19 protein-coding genes are annotated in these 22,521 nt (G+C 64.4%); 4 read left to right on the top strand and 15 right to left on the bottom strand.

Annotated features, from left to right (window positions below; all coding sequences use genetic code 11):
* Nucleotides 1–86: 86 nt before the first annotated feature.
* From VIZ63_RS05530 to VIZ63_RS05580, 11 genes are all read right to left on the bottom strand, one after another.
* On the bottom strand, nucleotides 87–920 hold the full coding sequence (locus tag VIZ63_RS05530) for a MotA/TolQ/ExbB proton channel family protein (protein ID WP_331608530.1): 834 nt from the start codon (nucleotides 918–920) through the stop codon (nucleotides 87–89).
* 13 nt (nucleotides 921–933) lie between these two features.
* Nucleotides 934–1,227: a hypothetical protein gene (locus VIZ63_RS05535; protein WP_331608531.1), complete on the bottom strand. Its 294-nt coding sequence runs from the start codon at nucleotides 1,225–1,227 to the stop codon at nucleotides 934–936.
* A 16-nt stretch (nucleotides 1,228–1,243) separates the two neighbouring features.
* Nucleotides 1,244–3,676, bottom strand: coding sequence for a PEGA domain-containing protein (locus VIZ63_RS05540; RefSeq protein WP_331608532.1), 2,433 nt, complete (start codon nucleotides 3,674–3,676; stop codon nucleotides 1,244–1,246).
* Nucleotides 3,673–5,991 carry a protein kinase domain-containing protein gene (locus VIZ63_RS05545; RefSeq protein ID WP_331608533.1) on the bottom strand — a complete coding sequence of 773 codons (2,319 nt, stop codon included), beginning with the start codon at nucleotides 5,989–5,991 and terminating at the stop codon, nucleotides 3,673–3,675. The genes VIZ63_RS05540 and VIZ63_RS05545 overlap by 4 nt, the downstream gene beginning before the upstream one ends.
* Before the next feature lie 71 nt (nucleotides 5,992–6,062).
* Entirely contained in the window at nucleotides 6,063–7,316 is a 1,254-nt protein-coding gene (locus tag VIZ63_RS05550) for a hypothetical protein (RefSeq protein WP_331608534.1), read from the bottom strand.
* A 33-nt stretch (nucleotides 7,317–7,349) separates the two neighbouring features.
* The gene (locus VIZ63_RS05555; protein ID WP_331608535.1) at nucleotides 7,350–9,542 is read right to left on the bottom strand and encodes a hypothetical protein; all 2,193 of its coding nucleotides are present in this window, start codon (nucleotides 9,540–9,542) and stop codon (nucleotides 7,350–7,352) included.
* 435 nt (nucleotides 9,543–9,977) lie between these two features.
* A complete protein-coding gene (locus VIZ63_RS05560; RefSeq protein ID WP_331608536.1) occupies nucleotides 9,978–10,739 on the bottom strand; it encodes a hypothetical protein in 762 nt (253 codons plus the stop codon).
* A gap of 262 nt (nucleotides 10,740–11,001) precedes the next feature.
* A complete protein-coding gene (locus tag VIZ63_RS05565) occupies nucleotides 11,002–12,084 on the bottom strand; it encodes a PA0069 family radical SAM protein (RefSeq protein WP_331608537.1) in 1,083 nt (360 codons plus the stop codon).
* A 45-nt stretch (nucleotides 12,085–12,129) separates the two neighbouring features.
* Nucleotides 12,130–13,899, bottom strand: a complete 1,770-nt coding sequence (locus VIZ63_RS05570; protein ID WP_331608538.1) for a sensor histidine kinase — start codon at nucleotides 13,897–13,899, stop codon at nucleotides 12,130–12,132.
* A gap of 21 nt (nucleotides 13,900–13,920) precedes the next feature.
* Nucleotides 13,921–14,490, bottom strand: coding sequence for a sigma-70 family RNA polymerase sigma factor (locus tag VIZ63_RS05575; RefSeq protein WP_331608539.1), 570 nt, complete (start codon nucleotides 14,488–14,490; stop codon nucleotides 13,921–13,923).
* A 20-nt stretch (nucleotides 14,491–14,510) separates the two neighbouring features.
* Nucleotides 14,511–14,690, bottom strand: coding sequence for a NepR family anti-sigma factor (locus VIZ63_RS05580; protein ID WP_331608540.1), 180 nt, complete (start codon nucleotides 14,688–14,690; stop codon nucleotides 14,511–14,513).
* Between the two features lie 216 nt (nucleotides 14,691–14,906).
* Between VIZ63_RS05580 and VIZ63_RS05585 the strand changes: the two genes are divergently transcribed.
* Entirely contained in the window at nucleotides 14,907–15,683 is a 777-nt protein-coding gene (locus VIZ63_RS05585) for a response regulator (protein WP_331608541.1), read from the top strand.
* Nucleotides 15,684–15,825: 142 nt separating this feature from the next.
* Here the strand turns inward: VIZ63_RS05585 and VIZ63_RS05590 are convergent, their stop codons facing one another.
* Complete coding sequence (locus VIZ63_RS05590) at nucleotides 15,826–15,999, bottom strand: DUF1328 domain-containing protein (RefSeq protein WP_184334456.1); 174 nt, start codon at nucleotides 15,997–15,999, stop codon at nucleotides 15,826–15,828.
* Nucleotides 16,000–16,190: 191 nt separating this feature from the next.
* On the opposite strand from VIZ63_RS05590, the gene VIZ63_RS05595 reads away from it, so the two are divergent.
* Nucleotides 16,191–16,412 carry a hypothetical protein gene (locus VIZ63_RS05595; RefSeq protein ID WP_331608542.1) on the top strand — a complete coding sequence of 74 codons (222 nt, stop codon included), beginning with the start codon at nucleotides 16,191–16,193 and terminating at the stop codon, nucleotides 16,410–16,412.
* A gap of 33 nt (nucleotides 16,413–16,445) precedes the next feature.
* Nucleotides 16,446–17,864 (top strand): cardiolipin synthase, encoded by a 1,419-nt coding sequence (gene cls, locus VIZ63_RS05600; RefSeq protein ID WP_331608543.1) that lies wholly within the window; start codon nucleotides 16,446–16,448, stop codon nucleotides 17,862–17,864.
* A gap of 69 nt (nucleotides 17,865–17,933) precedes the next feature.
* On the opposite strand, the gene VIZ63_RS05605 is transcribed toward cls, so the two are convergent.
* The 3 genes from VIZ63_RS05605 to VIZ63_RS05615 form a co-directional block, all read right to left on the bottom strand.
* Entirely contained in the window at nucleotides 17,934–18,269 is a 336-nt protein-coding gene (locus VIZ63_RS05605) for a PGPGW domain-containing protein (protein WP_331608544.1), read from the bottom strand.
* Nucleotides 18,270–18,280: 11 nt separating this feature from the next.
* Entirely contained in the window at nucleotides 18,281–19,156 is an 876-nt protein-coding gene (locus VIZ63_RS05610; protein ID WP_331608545.1) for an alpha/beta hydrolase, read from the bottom strand.
* 135 nt (nucleotides 19,157–19,291) lie between these two features.
* A complete protein-coding gene (locus VIZ63_RS05615; protein ID WP_331608546.1) occupies nucleotides 19,292–19,651 on the bottom strand; it encodes a hypothetical protein in 360 nt (119 codons plus the stop codon).
* Between the two features lie 95 nt (nucleotides 19,652–19,746).
* Here VIZ63_RS05615 and VIZ63_RS05620 point away from each other — a divergent pair, with 95 nt between their 5' ends.
* Nucleotides 19,747–22,422, top strand: a complete 2,676-nt coding sequence (locus VIZ63_RS05620; protein WP_331608547.1) for a serine/threonine-protein kinase — start codon at nucleotides 19,747–19,749, stop codon at nucleotides 22,420–22,422.
* Nucleotides 22,423–22,521: the final 99 nt, after the last annotated feature.

Genomic DNA, 22,521 nt, shown 5'->3' on the forward strand with positions numbered 1-22,521 from the left:
GTTCAGAAACGAGAAGCAGGATACTGCCCAAGGCCCGGATGGACTTTTCGCACCCACGTGACTGCGGTCACTTTCGTCACCTTGTATTACCTCACCTGCATGTGCCGGATCAGCCGCTGATCGATCCAGTGATCGGTGTCGTGGACGAGTTGCTCCTGCGATTGCTGCAACTGGTGCAGGAAGAACATCAGCACGATGGTCAGCGACAGAGCGACGAACGTGGCGTTGAAAGCGATACCGAGGCTCGACGTGACGGACGTGATGTCGCCGCTCACTGCCTGATTGGCCTGCAGCAACGCATCGCCGATGTGACGCACGGTACCGATGAAGCCGATGGCCGGGATCGCCCAGGCGATGTAGCGGATCATGGCCAGACTGGAGTCGAGTCGATCCGCTTCCGAGTCGCAGACGGCGCTCGATGTCTCCGCCGAATCGCGGATGCTGCGCGTTGCCGCGAAGCGATCGAGCGAACGCTGCAACGCGCGCACGACGAGTCGCGATCTATCTTCTTCCGGTAACGACTCGAGCTGACGGGCATAGTCCTTGGCGTCTTCGGGCAAGACCTTGATACCCTCCGGCACGTGAACCAGGTCGCGATCGAGGAACTGACGCTCGCGCCGCACCAGCACCGCCTTGTAGCCGATGATCAGCATGGCCCAGACGAAGTGCATGATTTCCAGCTCCTGCTCGAAATCCTTGATCACCAGGAAGAACGAGCGCTTGGGCACGTAGGTCTTGTCTTCCTTCATGTGCTGCAACTCGATCTGCGTGATCGCCTCGCCCTGCGGCCGGATCCATGCGACGTAAGTTGCATGCACGGCCATGAGCGTGAAGATCAGCGCGAACAGCGTCCACGCGAACTCGCTCGGATACTGGAAGCCACGGCGCTGCCGGGGCAGATTGGTCGTTGCTGTAACCATGGTGCGTGGATGCTCAGATATCGATCGGGAAGGACACGTCGAAGTCGGCGCGCACCTCCTCGGAAGGGATGAAGCGTTGTGGCGAGCCCTTGGTCCTGCTGCCTTTGTCCGCGGTGGCCTTGTCGGCAGCACCCTTGTCTGCCTCGGATGCAGGGACCGCGTCCTTCTGCGGATCGTCGTTCTGCGCCGGCTCAGCCGCGGCGGCGGGCGGCGTTGCCACTGGCGCGGGTGGTTCCGGTTCGGCTGCGAACGCCCATGAACTCGCGAACGAGGCTGTCGCCAGCAGGATCAGATTTGACAGTTTCATCGTCTTTGCTCCGCTATCACTCGGCATATCTCGCCACACGAAACCCGACATCGTTACGCGGCCCATCGCCGAAATCGCGCGCCGACAGCCGCAGGTCGGTCACGCTTGCCTGTTTCCAGCTCGCCCCGCGAATAACGTGATTCCGGCCCTGGGCCGGGCCCATCGGATCGACCAGCACCTGATTGCCGTCGACGCTGACCGTGTAGTAGTCGTGCGCCCATTCGGCGATGTTGCCGCCCATGTCGTACAGGCCGAGTGTGTTGGGCGGAAACTTGCCGACCGGTGCACTGACCGCGAAGCCGTCATCGTAGTCCGGAACGACATCCTGCAACACCACGCGCGCCGTGTAATCGGCATAATTGCCCGACGCCGCCACAACTGGTAATGCATCACCCCACGGATAGCGACGGAACGTTCCCGCGCCGGCATAGCGTGCGGCCCACTCCCACTCGGCATCCGTCGGCAGGCGGTAACCGTTGGTCATCGGATTCGCGGGCACGAGTGAATCGCCGTCCTTCACATAGGCGGGCTTCAGTCCTTCCTGCTCCGACAGCCAGTTGCAGTACGCCGCGGCCTGTTCCCAACGAATGTTCACGACCGGCTGATTGTCCAGCTCGAGCGTATTGGGCGGCACGATGCCCGAGCGATGATCGCTCTTGAAGCGCTTGAACTCGGCATTGGTGACTTCACGAACGCCAAGGTAGAACGCACGCTTGAACTCGACTTCGCGCTGCGCTTCGTTGGCGCGCCGGCCCGGTTCGCGTCGCGGACTGCCCATCGTGAAGCGGCCGATCGGCATGAGCTTCAGCTGCTGTGACACCTTGGTCGTGACAACCACGGGCGTCGATGCCACGCGCGTCTGCTCGGCGGTCAGCAATTGCGTCTCGACGACCTGCGGCAACCCCGGTCGTGGTGTAACCGTCGTCTTGAAATCGACGAAGCCTGGCTTGCGAATCACGAGTTCGTGCGTCGTGGCCACGAGCCGCAATGTCTGATTCACGGCACCTGCGGGGCGGCCGTCGACGAGAATCTGCGCGTCCGCGGGCTGCGCGCGCACGGCCACTTCGCCGAACACACCGGTCAGCGCGACATTGACACTCTGTTTCTCGCCGGAGCGCAGCGTGACCTCGCGCGTCGCGGCTTCATACCCTGCACGGGTGAAGACGATGGACTGCGCCAGGTCCGGACGCACATCGACGTCGAGCGGTGTCTGTCCGCGGTACACGCCGCTGATCGAGACGCTGGCGCCGGACGGTTCGGAGCGTAGCGACAAGCGCCCATCCGGCAATCCAAGACGCACCGGTCCGACGCTCAGTGCCTCGTTCGCTTTCACTTGAATGTCGGTGGTCCATGGCTTGAAGCCTTCGAGACGGACTTCGAGGGGATGATTGCCCGCCATGACTTCGGTCTTGAGCGGCGTCGTGCCGCGTACTTCGCCCGCCACCGTTACCTGTGCGCCTGCCGGTTCCGACGTCACTGTAACGTCCGCCCACGCGGGCACGAGAGCAGCGGTGAATATCTGCTTCTTGCCGAGTCCTTCGACATCGACACTGCCAGTGAAGGGTTGATATCGCGGCGCGTTGATCGCGATTGTGTGACTGCCGGGTTGCAGTTCGAACTCCCCCGGCGCCGCCACGTTCTCCTTGCCATCGATCGATACCTGCGCGGCAACAGGGAGGTCGATCGTCAGGTACCCCGGCAGCTTCACCAGCGCCAGTGCGAACTGTTGATTCGCGGTGTTGGTCACATTGATCTTGAGTTCGGCAGGTTTGTACCCCTCTTGCGTCGCGCGCACGGTGTAATCGCCAGGCCGCAGCAGGTAGCGCCCGCCCACCGGCACGGCGAGCAGTCCGCCACTGATGGCGACTCTCGCTTCCTGCGGAGTCGTCGCGACGCCGATCGACGTTGCTGTCATCACGAACCAGAGAATGCCCGCCGCCAGCACTCCGATCGCAGCGAGCACCAGGCGCGCCGGCTTGATCGTAAATCCGCGGCGCGGCTTGGCGCTGTCAGAAGCGCGGAAGCGGACGGCCGCCAGCGGCTCCGCCTCGGCATCGCTGTCGCCATGCAGGCGCGCATCCTGCGAAATGATGGGAGGGGCCGTGATGTTGCCGGCGCTGCCATCGTCCACTTCGATGGCACGCTGCCCGTGCTCTTCGACGATCCGCAAGCGAGCGGTGCCGAGATTGACGACGTCGCCCGCCTTGAGCCAGGTCGACTGCGTGACACGCAGGCCATTGTGCAGGACGGCGGCGCCCTCGGCCGGCTGCACGAAGAGTTGATCTTCGTGCATGCCGATCCACGCCTCGACACCGGCGGGCCGGCCCGCCAGCACGACGCGGCTGTCTGCGCCGCCGAACGCGAGCGGAAAATCGGCGCTGCCGAAACTCCGCTCGCCCTGTGGCTCGCGCACGATCAGCGACTCTTCCTGCCAGGCCGTGGCGCTCAAATTTTCTCCTCGCAACGAACGACGACCGGCTGCAGGGCCGAGCCGGGGATTACGTTGATCTCACGCCGCACGTCGCGATAGCCGGGACGCGTGCCGACGACGGTGTAGCTGCCCGGCGCGAGTTCCAGCGAGCGCTGTTCGAAGCTGCCCAGCGCGCCGACCCGATAGATCGTGACCAGCGTGACGTTGTCGGACTGAATGGCGACCTGCACGGGCACTTCGGCACGCGCAAGCCAGTCCTTCAATGTACTGATCTGCTGCTTCAGTGCCGGACCCGGCGCTGCAATCGAGCGCGCCTGCTCGAGCGTCTGGTGCGCGGCGTTGCGCACGGGCGCACTGAACAGTCGTTCCGGTTGGGTGAGATAGAGTTCGAGCTGTTCATTCAGTTCGGCGCGCGGCTGAGTGCGGGCAATGCCCTCATTCGCGAAAGCCACCGTCGAATCGAGCTGTGCAACGGCACGATATTCCTTGAGTGCTTCCGACCAGCGCTCCTTGGCTTCCAGCTCTCGCGCTGTGTCGAGTTTCGCGGCGATCGATCGGGTGCGTTCTTCCTGCTCGATCTGCCGCAGCGCCTGCGCCACTTCCGGCGAGCCGGGCCGGATGCGATTGGCCGCATCGAAGGCCGAACGCGCCTCGGCGTAGCGACTCGCCGACAGTGCGCCGAATCCGCGCGCCATGTTGCTGGCGAATGCATCGCCGGCGACCTTCGCACCGACGCGTCCCAATCCTGCCGCGGCGCGCGGCGCATCGGCATCGAGCCGTAACGCCTTGTTGTAGGTCTCGCTGGCCGCGGCCATATTGCCTTCCCGTTCGAGACGCTCGGCCGTCGTCACCAATGCCAGTACTTCATCCAGCGTGCCGGCGCGCTTGAGTCCGCGTGTCGCGACTGCGTTGGCCGGCTCGATCTTCGCCGCGAGTTCAAACGCCGCCCTGGCGTCGCCGGAGCGGCCTTCCGCCAGCGCCTTGTTTCCCGCGGCCAGCTCACGTGCAAGTACCTCGCCGACGCGTTTTTCGAGCACGTCCAGCAAGGGTTCGATCGCAGAGAAGTGCTCACTTGCCTTGGCGTATTCACGTGCAGCGAACTGTTCGTCGCCCGCCTGGAGCTCATCGGTCGCCTGCTTGAACTCTGCACCGCCCCATTGATCGACGGCACGGGTGCGAAGCTTCTCGAGCCGCGGATCGATGGCGGCGCGCTGCTCTTCGGCCTGTTGCTTGGCGCGCGCCAGCGCGGCGAAGTCGAGTTCCTTCCTGGCTTGTGGAGTTACCTCTTCTTTTGGCTTCACTGCCACGGCAGGTGGCGCAGGCTCGGTGGCAGGGAACCAGCGGGGTAATGCGAAGAACACCAGCACTACGCCCAGCACGCCAATCACCAGCGCGGCTGTGCCGAGGCCACGACGAAAGCCCTGCCGTCGCAGGTCTGCATCGGTACGGCTGCTGGCTTCGGGCCGTCGCCACTCGCTGCGCAGCGATTCGCCCTGCGCTACCGGTTGACGAATCGACGGCGGCACCACGGAGGCGGGCGGTAAAGCGGCGCCAGGCGCATTGACGATGCTGGCGGTGGGAAGTGCTGCGAGCGCGGCTGAAAGATCGCGCGCGACGCTTTCCATAGCCGGTCGATCGGCGGGTGCCTTGGCGAGGAAGCGGTCGATCAGCTCAGCCACAACAGAAGGAACAGCAGCAACGGCGGTCAGCGAGCGCGGCGTTTCGTTGCGAATCCTTTCCGGCGTCGCCTCGGGGTAGAACGGCGGATAGCCCGACAGCAGTTCGTAGAGCATTGCGCCGAAGCCATAGACGTCGTCGGATGCGCACGCCGGCGCGCCGTCCATCTGCTGCGGACTCATGGAGAACGGCGAACCGCGAACCGCTTGCTCCGCCGGCATCTCCGCGAGCGCCAGCGCAATACCAAAGTCGGTCAGGCGGGGAACGCCATCGGAAGTCAGCAGCACATTGGCCGGCTTCACGTCGCGGTGCACGAATCCCGACTGGTGAGCGTAAGCAAGCGCCTGTGCCACCGGAATCGTGACGCGCAGGATCTCGGTGCAGCCGCGACCACGCCACGCGGTCAGGTCGCCGCCCGACACATATTCCATGGCGATCCACGCCTGCTGCGGTGAACGGTACAGCCCATCCACCTTGAGGATGTTCGGATGCTCGAGCGTCTTGAGGCGCGAGGCTTCGCGATGCAGAGCCGCAAGGGCGGCCACGTCCTGCATCAGCTCATCAGCGAGGACTTTGACGGCGACCAGGCGCTTGCGCTCGTGGTCCTGCGCCAGCCATACGCGACCGCTGCCGCCAGACCCGAGGGCGCGGACCAATACGAACCTTGCAGAGAGCTCCTGCCCGCTTTCCAGCATGTGAGAGATTTCAGAGAGGTAAGGACGGAAAACTATCGTGTGCCACCGCCGTTGCTTGCGGCGGCGGGCTGCCCGACTACGACGGGCGCCACTGCAGGAAGACCTGTTTCGTTCTCGTAGAGTTCCTTGAGCAGCCGACGCCACTCCTGAAACTGCTCTTCCGCTGTGCCGCGCAACTGCAACGTGCGGCCTTCGACTTCGACGACCATCGGCTGCACCTCCGCCTGGAAGGACTCGCCGAGCTGCTTCAGGGAGTCGGAATGCATCTTCACTTCCGAGCCCTTGTCGAATCCGCTCTTGACCGCGTAGGCGCCGCCGAAGACCGCCGCCGTCGCCGCCGCCTGGCCGACGTACGTGTTCGATTGCGTGCCCATCACCAGGCCGCCGACGATCGCCGCCGCGCCCAGTAGTTTGCGCGTCATTGCCGAGCGCTGCGCCTCGTCCTGCGCTTCGATCTCGTCATGGCTGTAACGACGCCAGTTGGTGTACGACTCGGACATGGTGTCCGAGAACAGCGCATAGTGCTCGTTGACGGTGTCGAGCAGGGCATAGTCACGCTCACGGATGCGATCCATGCGCGCCATGATGGGATCGTCGCTGGCGGGGAGCCGGATGACCTGATAGGTGCCCTTCTTCTTGTCCGTCGCGAGAAAATCCTGGAATGCATAGGGCGCAAGATCGGACGCGAAGCGCAGTTCCGAGACGTTGCGTACCGTTTGCAGATCGTTCGCCGCGAGCGTCTGGCGATACGTCAGCATGTCGTTGGCGACCAGCACGTACAGATTCTGGAAGGGGTCACGCGGCTTGCCCGTCGTGTCCTTGTAGGAGCGCGTGTCGGCGAGCTGCTCGTACTCCTTGCGGAACCACACGCGGCCGCTCGCATCGTCAACGGTGACTTCGAGCCGCAACTGCATGCCGGTCGATTCGAGGATCTTCGCGGAGACGCGCACGTCCAACGCGTCGTCGTCGACCGGGATCACGCGCACCTGGCCCCATTGTCCCGAGCCTTCGAGCGTATTGCGCAGCTGCATGGCGAGGTAACGTGCCTCGGCCTTGCGCACATCCGGGAAGATGCGCTCTTTCTCGCGCTTCTTTTCATCGGCGGGCACGTTCTCGTCGAACAACCGCACACCGACATCGAGCAACTGGTCCTCGGGGATTTCCGCGGCGGCCTGAATCGCATGCAGCCGCGGCTGCGGCCGTGTTTCATGCGTGATACATCCGCTGCAGGCAAGCGCAGCGAGTGCAATGAGAGGAGCAAACCGCTGCAGGGAAGTTTGTCGCATTGGGCTGTTCATACGATCATTCGCCTCGTCCGGTCAGCTTCCCTTCTTGTACAGCCGATATTCCTGCCAGAGCTTCTCTCGCAGCTCCGGATCGGTTTCCGCCATCGCGGCTTCACGCAGCTGTCGTGCCACAACATCGTCGTCGCTGCCGTCCGGGATATCCGCAGGCACGGTGTTGGGTCCGCCGCCGCCTCTCGCTCCGCCGCCGCCTACGCCGCCACCGCCACCGCGACTGCCGTCGGAACCTTTGCCCTGCGAGCCCGATGATCCCTGACCGCTGCCCTGGCCCTGACCCTGGCCCTGACCGTTGCCCTGACCTTGACTGTTGCCTTGACCGTTGCCTTGACCGTTGCCTTGACCCTGGCCTTGGCCGTTACCGTCGCCGCTGCCTTTCCCATTCCCATCGCCGCCGGAACCGGAATTGTCGCCCGCGCCGGATTCAGACCCAGTGCCTGCCGCCGAACCGCCACCACCTGATCCGCCGCGTCCCGCGCGCTGTCCGGCGATAGCTCCCTGCTCGTCACGAATCCGGCCGTCGAATACGCCCATCGACACTTCGAACTGTCTGTCGATGTGGGCCATGCGTTCGGACGTGGTCATCGGACCAGCGCCGCCGGATCCGCCGCCACCTCCGGCCTGGCCGGTGCCATCCGGCGATCCAGCTCCAGCGCCACCGCCACCGCCTGCTGCGCCGCCGGCGCTACCGCCGCCTCCGCCGCTCGGAGCGAAGACCGGCGTGACCGCGCCGGGGAGTCCGGCGGCGACCGTTATGCTCGGCCCACCACTGCCGGAACCCGACGTGCCATCTGCACCGCCACCGGCTGCGCCATTACCGGACGAGCCAGTCGATCCGCCGGCGCCGCCGCCGTTCTGACCACTCTTGGCCTCGGAACCGTCACCTCCGGTCCCGCCACCGCCCTGACCTTGACCGCCACTTTCGCCAGCCCAACCAGCGGCGCCTGCTCCCTGAGCTGCGCCACCAGCAGCCGTGGCCTGCGAACCCGTGCCGTCTGCACCGCCTTCTCCGGACGCACCACCTGGCGTTCCGGCTGCTCCGGACGCACCAGCAGAACCGCCGGCCGCACTGGCGGCACCGTTCGCTCCACCGCCTGGCTGGCCGGCTGCACCGCCGGCAGAACCAGCGTTCGCGCCAGCAGCTCCGTCCGCACCACCACCCGTCTGCGCGGACGCGCCACCTGCGGCACCATTGTTTCCGCTTGCGCCAGCCGCTCCCGCAGCGCCGCCCATGCTGCCCGCCGCTCCGCCGGCTGAGCCCGACGCACCGGTAGCACCGTTCGCTCCACCGCCTGACTGACCGGCTGCGCCTCCGGCAGAACCAGCGTTCGCGCCAGCAGCCCCGTCGGCACCACCGCCCGTCTGCCCGGACGCGCCCCCTGCGGCGCCATTGTTTCCGCTTGCGCCAGCCGCTCCCGCGGCGCCACCCATGCTGCCCGCCGCTCCGCCGGCCGTTCCGGACGCACCGCCACTCGCTCCGGCCGCACCACCCGAGCTGCCGTCGCTGCCGCCGGATGCTCCGCCGGCTGCAGCACTTTGTGCTCCGGCCGAACTGCTGCTCGAGCTCTGGAAAATGCTTTCGTTGGCTGATGCGCCACCGGACGATCCGCCGCCACCGGAATCGGCGCCGCTCTGACCCTGACTGCCTGCCCCCTGCGCACCGCCGCCGGCGCTCGAAGTCGGCAGATCCATGCTCGGCGTAGGAATACCGACCGAGGGGGCACCGGCACCCGCCGAGGGCAATCCCATCGTTGACCTACTGCCACCCGCCGATCCGCCACCGCTGGCACCGCCCGCCTGACCCCCACCAGCGCTGTGGCCGCCCGCGCCCGGCATGTCACCCAGTCCGCCATCTCCCTGCGAACCGCCTGCGCTGGCTGATTGACCACCGGCGGAGCCGCCGCCGCTCGAGCTGCCGCCACCAGCACTCTGGCCACCCGCGCCCGGCGTACCGCCGAGTCCGCCATCTCCCTGCGAACCACCTGCGCCACTGGATTGAGCACCGCCCGGGCTGCCGCCGGATGCGCCACCGCTGGGTAATCCACCCTGGGATCCCCCGCCGCCTTGCGAGCCACCGCCCATCGAGCCCTGTGACCCGCCGCCTTGCGAGCCACCGCCCATCGAGCCTTGTGACCCGCCGCCTTGCGAGCCACCGCCCATCGAGCCTTGTGACCCACCGCCCTGCGAACCACCACCTTGGGAGCCGCCCATAGATCCCTGCGAGCCGGACGAACCGCCGCCCGACGGCATGGAAGGCATCGAAGACGAGGAGCCGCCGCCTGACGATCCGCCACTCGACGATCCGGAAGATTGACCCGAGCTACCGCCGCTGGCGCCGCCGGACGATCCCGACGAGCCGCCCGAGGAACCGGAAGATCCGCCCGGGCTGGGGGTGCTCGGCGTGGAAGGCATACTGGACGAGGAGGAGGATCCGGAGCAGCCGCCCATCAGAAACGCGGAAACGGTGCCGATAGCAGTCGCCTGCGCTGCAATCACTAGCAGGCGGTCGATTGCAGGGCTTCTGTTCATCGGATTCTCCGGACGGAAATCAGGAACTCAGCGACGCTCGCACCACCGCATCGTCGCGGACGTGTCGAGCGTGCAACCGCAGAGCTGAACGCGCGCTGAGTGTGAATGCGTGAACGATCACTGCGTCGCCTTCGTCTGTTTCGGCGCGACATCGGGATCGTCGTCGGCGCCCACCAGAAACGATCTGAGCTGGCTGGCCATGCGATCGCAGGCCGTGCTCTGCACTGGCGAGATGATGGGAATCGGCGCCACGGCGCCAATCATGACAGACGTGCCCTTCACATCCGTGCTCACGGTGCCGGCACTGACGCCATCGCGCAGGTCCCACACGGTGGCCTGGTAATCGGACTGCTTCTCCCACCAGCCGAGGCCGAGACAGCCGGCCCCGCCCGGTCCGACGGCGCAGGCAATGCTGCCGCCGCCATCGGTCTTCTGCGTTATGCCGTCGACCCACACGATGAAACGAACGCCCAGTGCGGCGACCCGTTCGGCAACGCCGGGGCGCCCGAGGAACGTCGAAAACGACTGCGGGTTGACGGGGGCCGTGCTCGGTTCGAGCCAGGGATAGAACGCATCGACAAAGTGGTCATCGGAGAACACCTGGAAAGGTTTGCCCGCCACGTTGCTGCGCGGACTGAGGTCCCTGCCCTTGCGCTTGGCCTGCGCGTGATCCGATGAGAACGCCTCACCGACGAGTTCGCGTTCGAGGCAATCGAGAAATTTGTCTTCGGTGCCGGTGCCCTCGAGGTGCGGCTTTGCCAGCAACACGACGGCCTCGTTCGAGGTGATGCGCGTAGGTGCGTCGCGGACTTCTTCGATCTTCGCGGTCATGCAACCGGTCGCCGCAAGCGCCACACAGGTCGTCAGAACTGCACGCACGATCGGAGAATGGACGACGCACTGCGGCGCCGACACGTCAAAGCGACTGGCCTGGTCCAATGACATCGCAAACACTCTCCAGGAACTTGGAAGGCGAGCCGTCGACTCTTCAATGATCATCATTGAGTGTCGGCTTTCCCAGATCTCGTTCGAGTATACGCCAAGGTTTGTGACGGCAACCGCGGAAAACGCGGACACACATTTCGGCTTTGCATATCAAATGTAACGGGACGGAAACACGCTCGACTCAAAGCCGAAGGCATCAGAGCAGATGCAGTTGCTGCGGTCCGCTGACCGGCGGTTGAAACAAGGTGGTGTTATGTACGAACCGCTCACCCGTGCGCAGGCCGTACTTCCTGCAGGCGGCGTGGAAACGCATGTTCAGAAGCTGCGCGTACTCGCCCTGGCCCCGCTGCCGCGTACCCCACGCCGAATCGTAGTCGCGACCGCCGCGCATTGCCTGCATGCGACTCATGACGTGTTGCGCCTTGAGCGGCTCGTGCTGCTGCAGCCATTCGCGAAACAGATCCTTCACCTCGAAGGGCAGTCGCAGCACCACATAACCGGCCGAACGTGCTCCGGCCTGCGCTGCGGCGGCCAGAATCTTTTCCATCTCGGCGTCGGTCAGGACCGGAATCACCGGCGCCACCATGACGCCGACAGGCACCCCCGCCGCGGACAGCGTGCGAATGGCTCGCAAGCGCGCGGCCGGTGATGCGGTGCGGGGCTCGAGCGTGCGCTTCAGATCGCCGCTGAGCGTCGTCACGCTGACCAGCGCCAGGACGAGATTGTCCTGCGCCAGCGGCGCCAGCAGATCGACATCGCGCTCGATCATGTTGCTCTTGGTGATGATCGAGAACGGATGCCGGTGCCGCCCCAATACCTCGATGATGCTGCGCGTCACCCGGTATTCGCGCTCGATCGGCTGGTATGGATCGGTATTGGCGCCAATCGTGATGGGCGAGCATCGGTAGGACCGCGCCGCCAGTTCTGCTTCGAGCAACTGCGCTGCATCCTGTTTGTAGAAGAGGCGGGTCTCGAAATCGAGTCCGGGCGACAGGTTCAGATAGCCGTGCGACGGACGCGCATAGCAATAGATGCAACCGTGTTCGCAGCCGCGATACGGATTGATTGATTGATCGAATGGAATATCGGGGGACTTGTTGCGCGAAATGATGGATCGCGCCGGATCCGGCCGCACCGTGGTCTGAAGCGGCGGCAGTGGTTCGTCGAGACTCCCCCAACCATCGTCGATGGCTTCGCTGCGTGTCGACTCGAACCGACCCTCCGGATTGGAAGCGGCGCCGCGACCGGTGCGAACAACGGGTCGGTTGGGAGGACTCATGGCCGGATGATACTGGATATAAACCCAGTATCAATCCGTGAATACTCAGGTACTGGCCGGCTCGCCTTGCTTCGGCACGGCAGGCAGGTGCCGCGGCGCCTTGAACCGCACTTCGACTTCCGTGCCCTGCTCCGCATTGATGCGCAGTTCGCCATGCAACTGGCGCACGAACGCGTCGATCAGTGATCGACCCAGTCCCGGCACGACGTCGCCCCCCGGGCTGGTATCGAAACCGCGACCGTTGTCGCGCACCAGCAGCACCATCACCTCTGCCGATTCGCGCCGCATGATGACTTCGATCAGTCCGCGATCCACGCCCGTGAAGGCATGCTTGTAGGCATTGGTGATAGCTTCGGTGACGAGCAGGCCCAGCGGCACAGCGATATCGGGGCCGATCACCTCGTCCGGCGCTTCCACCGTCAGCTCGATTTCCTGCGTACCGGACAATCCGCCGCGGCGCAGTTCGGCACAGAGATCCTTGAGGAACCAGCGCAGATCGACTTCCTGGAGGTTCTCCGACTCGTACAGGCGGCGGTGCAGAGTCGCCAGGGCATTGATGCGGCTGCGGGCTTCGGCAAACGCCGCTTCTGCACGCGGATCACGAATGCGTCGCGCGTGCAGATTGAGCAGGCTCATGACGAGTTGCAGATTGTTCTTCACGCGATGATGGATCTCGCGAACCAGGATCTCCTTCTGCGCCAGCGATTCGCGCAGCTCCGCTTCGCGCGATTGGATCGTGTCCGCCATGCGCGTGAACGTTTCACCCAGGTTGCGAATTTCCGCCGGCGCCGCCACTGCACGTTCGGGTCGCACGCTGTGCCGGCCGGCGGCATAGGCGGACGTGATGCGATCGAGATAGGTGATCCAGCGCACGACCAGGTGCTCGATGCCGAACCACACGACCGCAATGGCGAGCGCCCACATGAGCAATGGGGTCAGCACGCCCCATGCAACCTGCAGCGCCAGCGGACCCATCGCCGCCAGCATCGGCGTGCCCAGGATCACGAAGATGCGGCCATCGAGCAGCGGACTGATCGCATACAGACGCCAGGTATCGTCTCGTCCACGGGCAGTGAACGTCTGAGTGCGGGCCCGCAGATGCTCATCGATGAGGCGTGCGTCCGGCAATCCTTCGAGCAGCGGCGCCTGTGCGCTCTTCGATGTGATCGGATCGCCCTTGCTGTCGAGCAGTGAGAGCGCCGTTTCGCCCGACGCCGCGGTCTGATAGCGACGCGTCACCCAGTCGAGACCTATGATGAGGGCGACCGACCCGTTGATCACTCCCATGTCATCGACGAGGGGCACCGCGGTCACCATGCCCCACTCCTGGAGCCAGCGGCTTTCCACCAGATCGCTGACGACGAAGGTGTCGCCGGACATGACGTCGCGAAACCATGGTTCATCCGCGACGTTGATCACGGCCTTCATCGGGCCCGAACTGCAGGTCATGACACCCTGGGCATTCACGACGGTGGCGCCGGCATATTGATCGAGGCCGCCGATCGCCCGCTGCAACGCCCGCCGGCAGGCGATGCCCTGACCGGTGCGGATGTCCGGATGCGCCGCGAGGCTGGTGAGGATCTCGCGCGATGCGGAGATCATGTTTTCTTCTTCGTTGGCCGCAAGCTGCGCCGCCTGCGCCAGATTCTGCTGCAGGTAGCGCACGCTGCTGTTGTAGCCGGAAACGGCCTGGAGCACCGCCAACACGCCGGGCGCCAGCATGGCGATGCCCACGATCAACACGAGTCGCGGACGCAGCCCCGCATTGCGACCCCACCAGCGACGTGGAGCAACGACGGGCTTGGAATGCTTCATGCGAGTGGGGCAGCGCCCCTGTCAGGAAACTCTGGCGCGTGCGGAAGCCAGGCTGACGCTGCCGACAGAGCTTTCGCTGGAAGCCGGGTCCGTCACCATCGCCGCATCCTCACCCAGCAGTTCGACCAGACGATCGCGTGCACGCGCGATGCGACTCTTGATCGTGCCGACGGCTACCTGGCACACATCCGCGGCTTCCTCATAGGAGAGACCGGTGGCGCAAACGAGCACCAATGCTTCGCGCTGATCGTGTGGCAGTTCCTGCAGCGCCCGATTCAGATCGCGCAGATGCAGGCGCGCGTCGTGGACCGGCGCAACCGACAGCTGCGCGGCACAGATGCCTTCAGGATCTTCGACCTCGAACTTGCGATGACGCAGCTCCGAGTAGTAGCAGTTGCGCAGAATCGTGAAGAGCCAGGCCTTGAGATTGCTGCCTGACTGGAACTGGATCCGGTTGGTCCAGGCCTTGAGCACGGTGTCCTGCACCAGATCATCGGCACGGGCCGGGTCGCCGCACAGCGAGCGGCCGAAGGCACGCAGCGCCGGCAGTAATGCCGTGACCTGATCGAGAAAGGGATCATTGGCAACCATGGAAGCACTCGCGGGGCCGATCAGGACCCACGCTCCTTGTCTTCGAGCTGCTTCAGAAGCGCCTTGAATTCGTCGGGTACCGGCTCATCCATGACGTCGGTAAACATGCGGCGCAGCCGGTTGCCCAGCCAGTCTGGAACCTGTTCGGCGGGCTCGCCCGGGCCGGGAATGGCCTGCTCTGGCTTGGTCTTGTCACTCATGATCATGGCTGCTGAAGGACGACTGTGGGCCGTCGCCGAAATGGGGTGCTGTTTCTTTTCAGATGCCCTGCAACGCGGGCGCCCGGCAAAAGTTCCGGGCACGGGGAACCTTTAGCGACCCTCAGACATAGTAATCCGCATATGCGCACCGCGCCGAGCGTTAGCGCGCTACAGTTCCCTGAATTCATCAGCGACAAGAACGACGGAGTAGTTCCTATGGCCCTGGCCCATGCGATTGCCGAGCACCTTCCCTACCTGCGTCGCTATGCCCGGGCGCTGGCGGGAACGCAGCAGAGCGGAGACGCTTATGTACGCGCTTGTCTGGAGGCCATTGTGGCGGACACGGCCGTTCTCGGCGATGACACCTCTCCGCGGGTCGCGCTGTATCGGCTTTTTCATCGGCTCTGGGACACCACGAATCTCGACGTGCGGCCATTGGCCGGCGCGGGCCCGGTGGCGGCGGACAATGTCGAGAAGCGCCTCAAGGAACTGACTCCGGCCCACCGCCAGGCACTGCTGCTGACCGCAATGGAAGGCTTCAGCCCGACGGATACGGCGAAGATTCTCGGCGTACCGATCGATCAGGTGAAGACCATGACCGCTCAGGCGGTGCGCGAAATCTCGAGCCAGCCGAGCATCAATGTACTGATCATCGAAGACGAGCCGATCATTTCGCTCGACCTGCAGAGCATCGTGCGTGAAATGGGTCATCAGGTGATCGCCACCGCGACGACCCGCGACGAGGCGGTGCTCGAAGCACGCCGCACGAGCCCGGGGCTCGTGCTGGCAGACATCAAACTGGCCGACGGCAGCTCCGGCATCGACGCAGTGCGTCAGATCCTCTCCGAGGTCGACGTACCGATCGTCTTCATCACTGCCTACCCGGAACGTCTCCTTACCGGCGAACGCCCCGAACCCACCTTCCTCGTGACCAAGCCCTTCGTACCGGAAACGGTTCGTGTCGCGATCAGTCAGGCGCTGTTGTTCGCCTGACGCCGAAGGCCAACTGGCCGACTGGTCTGCTGGTCTGCTGGCCGGAAAGAAAAAGAAAAAGGGAGCCGTTGGCTCCCTTTTTTTTGTGTTGCCCTCGGCTCTGCCAGCGACCAGTCGGCCCGCAAGCCAGTTGGCCTCCTCATCAGACCGGCGGCCTGCCGCGCATCGCCCCTGCAACCAGCGCTACCAGCGTCAGCACCAGGAAGATGAAGAACAGGATCTTCGCAATGCCTGCGGCAGCGCCGGCAATACTGCTGAAACCCAGCACCGCCGCGATGATTGCGACGATGAAGAATGTTAATGCCCACGACAACATGATGGCCTCCTGAAAACGCTGAAAAAATCTGTTCAGAACACTCTGCGACGCAACGTTCCAGCCATGGACTGGTTCCGCGACTCCGCGTCCGTGTGCAAATCGCCGGGGAACCTTGTGCGCCTCGTAGACGTTTCGCCGACGAACGCGAACGACATTGAGTTCGCAACCCGGTTTACAACGAAGGAAACCTGATGAACATGAAACCCCTGACCTTGGCCGCACTTGCCTGCGCCATGGCTCTCAGCCTTGCGGCCTGCGAAAAGAAAGGTCCCGTCGAACAGGTCGGCGAGGAGATCGATGAAGCCGTCGACACCATGAAGCATGGTGAAGAATCCACGGCCAGCAAGCTCGACGATGCGGCCGACGACATTCGCGAAGGCATCAATGACGCGACGGACGAACTGAAGAAATAGCGAAGCGCCATCGGCCAACACAAGCGGGGACACGTGGGCGCGAGGACAATCGAACGGCACGTGTTCCCGCTGCCCTCCCGGCACACGATTTCACGCCTGGCGCTGCTGCTGGCGACGTTACTGTGCTGTGCCTGTGCTGCGCCGAAAGCGCGGCCGGTCGATCAGACCACTCCCGCTCCGGGCATTCTCGTCACCGCCGGCGCACTGAGCGCAGCGAGCAGCGACCGTCTCATCGAACGTCGGCTCGGCGATGGGTACGACGATCCGCACGTTCGTGAACTGATTGATGCATTCCGCGAGCAGGCGGACGCGCCGCTGGTAGCGGGCAACCGTGTCGACCTGCTCATCGACGGACCGCAGACGCTCAAGGCGATCCGCTCGGCCATCGAAGCGGCGCAACACAGCGTTCACGTCGAAACCTATATTTTTGCCAGCGACGACATCGGTCAGCAGTTCGCCGATCTGCTGATCGAGCGGCAACGCGCCGGCGTGGAGGTGCGGGTGATCTATGACGCGGTGGGCAGCGTCACGACGCGGGGGGCGTTTTTCGATCGCATGCGCGAGGCGGGCGTCGAAGTCCGCGAGTTCCGTCCGCTCGATCCGGTGCGCACGCCGCTGCCCTGGAAAATCAACAATCGCGACCATCGCAAGATCGTGGTCGTCGACGGTCGCATTGCATTCACCGGCGGCATCAACATCAGCAGCGCCTACGAGAGCTCCTCGGCTACCCGGCCCGGACCGGAGGTTGGCCAGGACGAGGCTTGGCGCGATACACACGTGCAGATCACGGGACCGGTCGCCGCTCAATTCCAGGCGCTGTTCTTCGCCACCTGGACACGTGCCGGCGGCAGGATCGATACCAGGAATCCCCTGTACTTCCCGGCCATCGAGCCCGCTGGCGGAGAATTGGTGGCCGCCGTCGCCACCGATGCCGACGACAAGAGCGAAACGCGGATCTATGCGACGTATCTCGAGGTGATCCGGCATTCGACCCGACGCCTGTGGCTGACCAACGCCTACTTCGCCCCGAACAAGGAACTGCGCCGGGAACTGATCGCTGCCGTGAAACGCGGCGTCGATGTGCGCCTGATCGTACCGGGCTTCACCGACTCCGGCCTGATCCTTTACGCCTCACGCAGCACATTCGATGAATTGCTCTCGGGCGGCGTGCGTATCTTCGAGCAGCGGTATGCACTGCTGCACGCCAAGACCGCGGTGATCGACACTGCACTGTCGATGGTCGGATCTGCAAACCTGGACATGCGCAGCTTCCTGCACAACAACGAGGTGAATGCCGTGGTCGTCGGCTCGGGCTTCGCGCACAAGCTCGAAGCCGTGTTCGAACGCGACCTGAAGAATTCCCGCGAGCTCGATATCGCGACCTGGCGTGCGCGGCCGCTCACCGACAAGATGAAAGAGTCTGCGAGCAGCCTGCTGTCCTATTGGCTGTGAGCCCGGAGGTACACTGATGAGCGCATAGGAAGCAACCGAGGAATTTCGTACTCGGCCATTCCTCTGTGCTCATCTGCGCTCTTCCTTGGACTCTTCTGTGTACCCGGTCTTGTCTGTGTACCCGCTCTTGTCGCGATTCCAGTACGCGGACGCGGAATTCATCATCAAGTTGCCCGTGGCCTTCACCTTGTGCAGCCAGTGCTTCGCCCAGGCGAATTCGAGACCGAGAATGGCGAGGCCCGCAGGAATGACGACGATGGCCGGGCCCGGAAAAACGATCATCAGGATGCCGACCAGCAGCACGGTTCCGCCAACCAGTGAGATGGCGCAACAGCGCGCCCACTTGTAGGTAATTCGCAGGAAGGGAGGCACGGCTCTTTGCGACTCCTCGCGCGGGTAAACCATCGAGCCTGAGTTCAACGAAAAAACGTTTCGATCAGTTCCGCCACGGCCGCGGGTTGCTCGTGATGCATCATGTGACCGGCACCCGGGATGGTGACTGTCCTGACGTCGCGAAAAATCGACTGCACGTGCTCCGGCTGAACTTCGCTACCCATGCGACGCGCCATGTCCGATCTGTCGCCCGCCACATACAACAATGGTGCGGCAATCTGCCCCCAGCAGGCCTCTGCCTGTTCCCGTTGATAAAGCACCGGGTTCGTTCGTTTGTGCCGTGGATCGGCCCTGAGTTCAATCCGGCCATCTGCAGATTGCTTTCCCCAGGACCGCGCGATGAAGGCGAGGTGATCAGGCGCGGTGCGCGGATTGCGCCGCGCCAGCACCACCTCGAATTGCGTGAAGTCTTCGTAGACGGCAAAGCGGGTGCCGCCAGCCAGTTCGTCGAGCCATTCGCGGTAGCGCGCCGGTGCATCGGTGGGCAGGCTCCGCGGCAACCCGAAACCTTCCAGACTGACCAGCTGCGCGATCCGATCGGGCCGCACACCCGCATAGAGCAGTGCGACGTTGCCGCCCATGCTGTGACCGACCAGTCGCGCCGGGCGATCCGGGGCGATGTGACCGAGCAATGCCTCCAGGTCAGCGAGGTAGTCGGGAAACCAGTAGCCGTCCTGTGGCCACTGCGTGCAACCGAAGCCGCGGGCATCGAAGGCAATCAGGGAACGCTGCTGCGGCAGCGCATCGACGACGAACTGCCACGTGGCGCCGCTATCGCCCCAGCCATGCAGCAGGACGATGGGATCGGGATCGCTGCCCGGCCATCGGTACAGCTGGAAATCGAGATCCCGCAGCCGGACAGTCTCGAGAATCGGCGCACGACGGGGTACGTAGGTCATGAGAATGGGATGAGACGCGGAACAGCCGCACCAATGGTCGGACAGGGTGACGGGCGGTGGAAACAGAAAGGGCGCCGGCGGATAGCCTGGCGCCCTGGTATCGGCAACAACCTCGGACGGCAACCTGAGCCTGGATCACTCCGGAATGCGGACGATGCTCGCCATTACTCCCATCGAGTCATCGCTCGATGTTTCGGGTGCCGAGGTGGGCTCCGGCGTCGCTTGCACCACGAGCGATGCTGGCGCCTTAGGAGTCTTCTTTCTCGGCTTGGCCTTGGCCTTCACCGGCGCCTTGGCCTTTGCCTTGACCTTCGCTTTCGCAGTGGTCTTGGCCTTCTTCACCTTGGCCTTCGTCCTTACCGCCGACTTCGACTTCGACTTTGCCTTGGCCTTCGCCTTCTTCTGCGGCACTCGAACGATTCTTGCCTTGACCTTCTTCTTAGCAGCCTTCTTCTTGCCGACCTTCTTCTTGCTCGCCTTCTTCTTCGTCGCCATGAGTCACCTCCGGGTTAGTCCCCATCGTTTCCACGTTGCACAATTGTGGCGTCAAACGCCGCTTTCGATATTACACGCACCGCAGCCGCTGGTGCATGATGCTGCGTACACAGCACGCGTGTCTGCGCAATTCCATGACCGTCAACGATCCCAAATTCGAGAGCATCGTGCTTCAGGCGCAGGCGCTCGGACCACGCGAGCGCTCCGACTTCGTGCGTAAGGCATGCGGTGCGGACGAAACCCTGCTGTCACGTGTGTTGCTGGTACTGAGCGAAGACGACCCCGTCGCATGGGACGACATCGAGGGCGAATCCGTTACGGGTATCGCAGTCGAGCCCATCGAAGGACAGCGACTCGGCCCCTACCGCGTGTTACGCAAACTCGGCTCCGGTGGCATGGGCGATGTGTATCTGGCCGAGCGCGCGGACGAGGAATACCAGCAGCGCGTCGCGATCAAGCTGGTCCGGGCGGGCGCGTTTACGCCGCAGATCCAGAGCCGGTTGCGTACCGAGCGCCAGATCCTGGCCAAGCTGCAACACCCGAACATTGCCCGATTGCTCGACGGCGGACGCGCACCGGACGGTACGCCGTACCTGGTCATGGAGTACATCGAGGGCGATCCGATCGATGTGTACTGCGACCAGCGACGCTTGTCGCTCGATGAGCGCATCGCCCTGGTCCGCACGGTCTGCGCCGCCGTGCATTACGCGCATCAGAACCTGATCGTCCATCGGGATCTCAAGCCCAGCAACATCCTCATCACCCCCGGCGGCGAGGTGAAGCTGCTGGACTTCGGCATCGCCAAACTACTCGACACGCGTCACTCGGCGCACACCCTCACCGTGACTCACATGGACTACCGGATCATGACGCCGGCCCATGCCAGTCCGGAGCAGGTACGCGGCGACACCATCACCACCGCCAGTGACATCTATGTTCTGGGCGTGCTGCTGTTCGAACTGCTGAGCGGCCGCAAGCCGTTTCAGCTGGTGGGCAGCCGCCTCACCGACATGGAACGGATCATCTGCGAGCAGGAGCCGCCGCTGCCCAGCGCCATGATCGATCGGGCGGCGCAGGAATCGCCCGACGTCCTGGCCTCGATCGTCACCTGCCGCTCGACCACGACGACCCGGCTGCGCCGCGACCTGCGCGGCGATCTCGACAACATCGTCCTGATGGCGATGCGCAAGAATCCGTTGCGCCGCTATCAATCGGCGGAACAGCTGTCGGCCGATCTCGAGCATCACCTGGCCGGCGAACCCGTGCTGGCCACCCGCGACAGCTGGCTGTACCGGACGCGCAAGTTCGTGGCCCGACACACGCTGCCCGTCACCCTGTCCGCCGTGGCTGTTCTGCTGCTGGCCACCTTCGCGGTCATTACCTTCATCCAGGCACGTCACATCGCGCGCGAACGCGACGTGGTGGCTGCCGAACGGTCGCGGGCCGAGCAGGTATCGTCGTTCCTGGTCGAACTGTTCCAGCTGTCCGATCCATCGAAGAGCCGCGGCAATCAGGTCACGGCACGCGAACTGCTGGATATCGGCGCGCGCCGCGTCAATGTCGGGCTCGCCGACCAGCCGGAAACGCGCGCCACGCTGCTCGGCACCATCGGCCGCGTCTACAGCAGCCTCGGCCTGTATCCGGATGCGGTCGGCCTGCTCGAAGAAGCGCTCGGATCGAGCATCGCGATTCATGGCCCCGAGCACGAGGAAGTGGCCGCGGCAATGGTCGCGCTAGGCGGCGTCCTGTGCGAACAGGGCAAGCTCGATGACTGCGAGCGGCAATTGAGTGCGGCCCTCGCCATGCAGCAGAAACTGCAGGGCCCGACGGCGATCGAGATCGCTCCTACCCTGCTTGCTTACGCCAAGCTGTCGCAACAGCGCGGCGCCCTGGACGTGGCGGAGAAATACTACGAAGGGAGCCTCGCGCTGTACCGCCGCAATGGCCAGGAGCGCTCGACCGAAGCGGCCTCCGCCATGAACGACATGGCCGGCCTGTACGTGTATCGCAGCGATTTCGCCAGGGCCGAAACCCTCTATCGCGCGGCGCTGGACATCGACCGGCAGACGCTCGGCCAGGATCATCCGCAGGTCGCCATGCACGTGCACGACATTGCCGTTGCCCTGCAGATGCAGGGCAAGCTGCCGGAGGCCGAACCGCTGTACGCCGAATCGACGCAGATGCTGCGGCGGATTCTCGGTCCGACGCATCCGAGCACGCTCGATGCGCTCGCCAATTACGGACGCTACCTGCGCCGCAGCGGCGACCTCGATCACGCCGAACAGGTGCTGAGCGATGTACTCGCAAACGACCGTATCGCCCGCGGTCCGCAACACGCCTTCGTGGGGCATGACCTGGTGAGCCTCGCGAACGTGCGGCTCGACCAGGGGAACTTTGCCGGGGCAGAACAGGATCTGCGCGCCGCACTCGCGATCTACAAGGAGGCGTTACCTGCAGAGCACCCTTACGTCGCCTCCGCCTTGTCGGCGCTGGGGCGCGCCGAACTGGGCCAGGGCAATGCAATGGCGGCGGAGAAGACGCTGCTGCAGGCCATCGCGATGGCCGAACGATCGCTTGCTCCGGGCAGCGCACCGGTCATGGTCGCGCGCAACGTGCTTGGCCAGAGCCTGTACGCGCAGGGACGCCTGCCAGAGGCGGCGTCCCTGCTCAACGCCACCTATCAGACGATCGTCACCACGCAGGGCGAGGACGCCGCGCTCGCACGACAGACACGGGCGGCTCTGGCGCAGATCGGCGCCACGAGCCGCTAGCCCGAGAGACAAAGAATCTCCACGGGGTGACACGGGGCAGGAAAGCGGACAAGAAAGCGATCCTTCCACCTCGCGCGCCACGTGGAAAGCTTCGATCTT

This window comes from Povalibacter sp. (genome assembly GCF_036520495.1).
Taxonomy (GTDB): domain Bacteria; phylum Pseudomonadota; class Gammaproteobacteria; order Steroidobacterales; family Steroidobacteraceae; genus Steroidobacter.

Excerpts from the sequence above, each read along its gene's own strand:
- VIZ63_RS05555 (WP_331608535.1), bottom strand. The coding sequence starts at position 9,542 with ATGGGCGGCTCCCAAGGTGGTGGTTCGCAGGGCGGTGGGTCACAAGGC.
- VIZ63_RS05610 (WP_331608545.1), bottom strand. The coding sequence starts at position 19,156 with ATGACCTACGTACCCCGTCGTGCGCCGATTCTCGAGACTGTCCGGCTG.
- VIZ63_RS05615 (WP_331608546.1), bottom strand. The coding sequence starts at position 19,651 with ATGGCGACGAAGAAGAAGGCGAGCAAGAAGAAGGTCGGCAAGAAGAAG.
- VIZ63_RS05580 (WP_331608540.1), bottom strand. The coding sequence starts at position 14,690 with ATGAGTGACAAGACCAAGCCAGAGCAGGCCATTCCCGGCCCGGGCGAG.
- VIZ63_RS05550 (WP_331608534.1), bottom strand. The coding sequence starts at position 7,316 with ATGCGACAAACTTCCCTGCAGCGGTTTGCTCCTCTCATTGCACTCGCT.
- VIZ63_RS05565 (WP_331608537.1), bottom strand. The coding sequence starts at position 12,084 with ATGAGTCCTCCCAACCGACCCGTTGTTCGCACCGGTCGCGGCGCCGCT.
- VIZ63_RS05585 (WP_331608541.1), top strand. The coding sequence starts at position 14,907 with ATGGCCCTGGCCCATGCGATTGCCGAGCACCTTCCCTACCTGCGTCGC.
- VIZ63_RS05530 (WP_331608530.1), bottom strand. The coding sequence starts at position 920 with ATGGTTACAGCAACGACCAATCTGCCCCGGCAGCGCCGTGGCTTCCAG.
- VIZ63_RS05570 (WP_331608538.1), bottom strand. The coding sequence starts at position 13,899 with ATGAAGCATTCCAAGCCCGTCGTTGCTCCACGTCGCTGGTGGGGTCGC.
- VIZ63_RS05595 (WP_331608542.1), top strand. The coding sequence starts at position 16,191 with ATGAACATGAAACCCCTGACCTTGGCCGCACTTGCCTGCGCCATGGCT.
- VIZ63_RS05575 (WP_331608539.1), bottom strand. The coding sequence starts at position 14,490 with ATGGTTGCCAATGATCCCTTTCTCGATCAGGTCACGGCATTACTGCCG.
- VIZ63_RS05590 (WP_184334456.1), bottom strand. The coding sequence starts at position 15,999 with ATGTTGTCGTGGGCATTAACATTCTTCATCGTCGCAATCATCGCGGCG.
- VIZ63_RS05535 (WP_331608531.1), bottom strand. The coding sequence starts at position 1,227 with ATGAAACTGTCAAATCTGATCCTGCTGGCGACAGCCTCGTTCGCGAGT.
- VIZ63_RS05620 (WP_331608547.1), top strand. The coding sequence starts at position 19,747 with ATGATGCTGCGTACACAGCACGCGTGTCTGCGCAATTCCATGACCGTC.
- VIZ63_RS05605 (WP_331608544.1), bottom strand. The coding sequence starts at position 18,269 with ATGGTTTACCCGCGCGAGGAGTCGCAAAGAGCCGTGCCTCCCTTCCTG.